Origin of the sequence: Phenylobacterium sp. (assembly GCF_030693805.1) — a bacterium.
GTDB lineage: Bacteria > Pseudomonadota > Alphaproteobacteria > Caulobacterales > Caulobacteraceae > Phenylobacterium.
This window is the reverse complement of record NZ_JAUXZW010000045.1, coordinates 1-1,653: the sequence shown is the minus strand read 5'-3', so window position 1 is coordinate 1,653 and position 1,653 is coordinate 1. Positions and strand designations below refer to the sequence as shown.

The window sequence follows — 1,653 nt, the reverse complement described above, 5'->3', positions numbered from 1 at the left end:
GCTTTTACTTCTTCCGTTGCCATCTTGCGTTCGCGTGCAATACGGCCGATCTGGTAATAAGCCGCGGCGATGCTGATCTCTGGATCCAATCCACTGCCCGATGCTGTGATCAGATCAACTGGAATCGCGGCTGTATTGCTAGGATCAGCTGCTTTCAAGGCATCGACACGGCTTTTAACTGCATCAAGCAAGGCTGGATTGGTTGGCCCAAGATTGGAGCCACTCGATGCACTTGCATTATTTGGCATAGGTCCGGTTGCTGAAGGACGGCTCCAGAAGTATTGCGGTGAGGTAAATGCCTGACCGATCAGCGATGAGCCAACAGCCTGACCATCACGCAACACCAGACTGCCCTCGGCCTGGCTGGAAAAAGCGACCTTGCCGATGCCGGTGACTGCATACGGATACAGCACGCCACAGATAAGAGTCAGCATGGCGAATAAAACCAATGCGGGACGAAAAGTGGATTTCATATCAATTGCTTCCTAAGTAATGTGAAGCAGAACATGAAAAATCCGTGCTCTGCTTCATACTGTTTTTAAACCAGATTGAGGATGCTTAAAATCATATCGATCAGCTTGATCCCGACAAACGGGACCAGAATCCCACCTAGGCCATAAATCAGCATATTGCGACGTAACAGCGTGGCTGCACCCACTGCGCGGTACTTCACACCTTTCAATGCCAATGGAATCAGCACTACGATAATCAAGGCATTGAAGATGACGGCAGACATGATGGCCGACGATGGGCTACTCAACTGCATCACATCCAGTGCCTTCAATTGTGGATATGTCGTCACGAATGCCGCCGGGATGATGGCGAAATACTTGGCCACGTCATTGGCGATCGAGAACGTGGTCAAAGAACCGCGGGTCATCAACATCTGCTTGCCGATCTCGACGATCTCCAGCAACTTGGTTGGATTGGAATCCAGATCAACCATATTGCCGGCCTCTTTCGCCGCTTGTGTACCGGAATTCATCGCTACCGCAACGTCAGCTTGCGCCAATGCTGGTGCATCGTTGGTGCCGTCACCAGTCATCGCGACTAACCTGCCCTGCGCCTGATAATCACGTATCAGTTTCAGTTTGTCTTCCGGTGTTGCTTCCGCCAAAAAGTCATCTACGCCTGCTTCTGCCGCAATCGCAGCTGCGGTCAGTTTGTTATCACCTGTGATCATCACGGTTTTGATACCCATGCGACGCAGTTCGGCAAAACGTTCCTTGATGCCACCTTTGACGATATCCTTCAGCTCGATCGCCCCCATCACGCGACCATCATCAATGACGACCAAAGGCGTACTACCGCGACGTGAGATGTCGTCTACCAGATGTGACACTTCTTCAGGGAAACTACGACCCAAGGCTTCTACGTGTTTTTTCACTGCATCGACCGAGCCTTTGCGAATTGCACGATCACCCAGATCAACACCGCTCATGCGTGTCTGCGCACTGAAGTGGACAAAGCTGGCATGCAAGGCTGCGATATCGCGTTCGCGAATATTGAATTTCTGTTTGGCCAGTATCACGATGCTGCGGCCTTCCGGCGTTTCATCCGCCAGTGATGCCAGTTGCGCGACATCAGCCAGTTGTATCTGCGTCACGCCAGGAGCTGGATAAAATTCGGAGGCCTGACGATTACCCAAGGTGA

At 51.7% G+C, this 1,653-nt stretch carries 2 protein-coding genes; both read right to left on the bottom strand.

What is annotated here, in order from left to right:
* A partial coding sequence (kdpC, locus tag Q8M88_RS02000) for a potassium-transporting ATPase subunit KdpC (protein WP_305594560.1) occupies nucleotides 1-473 on the bottom strand: 473 nt, incomplete at its 3' end.
* 65 nt (nucleotides 474-538) lie between these two features.
* Nucleotides 539-1,653: potassium-transporting ATPase subunit KdpB (kdpB, locus tag Q8M88_RS01995; RefSeq protein ID WP_305594557.1), on the bottom strand; the 1,115-nt coding region annotated here is incomplete at its 5' end.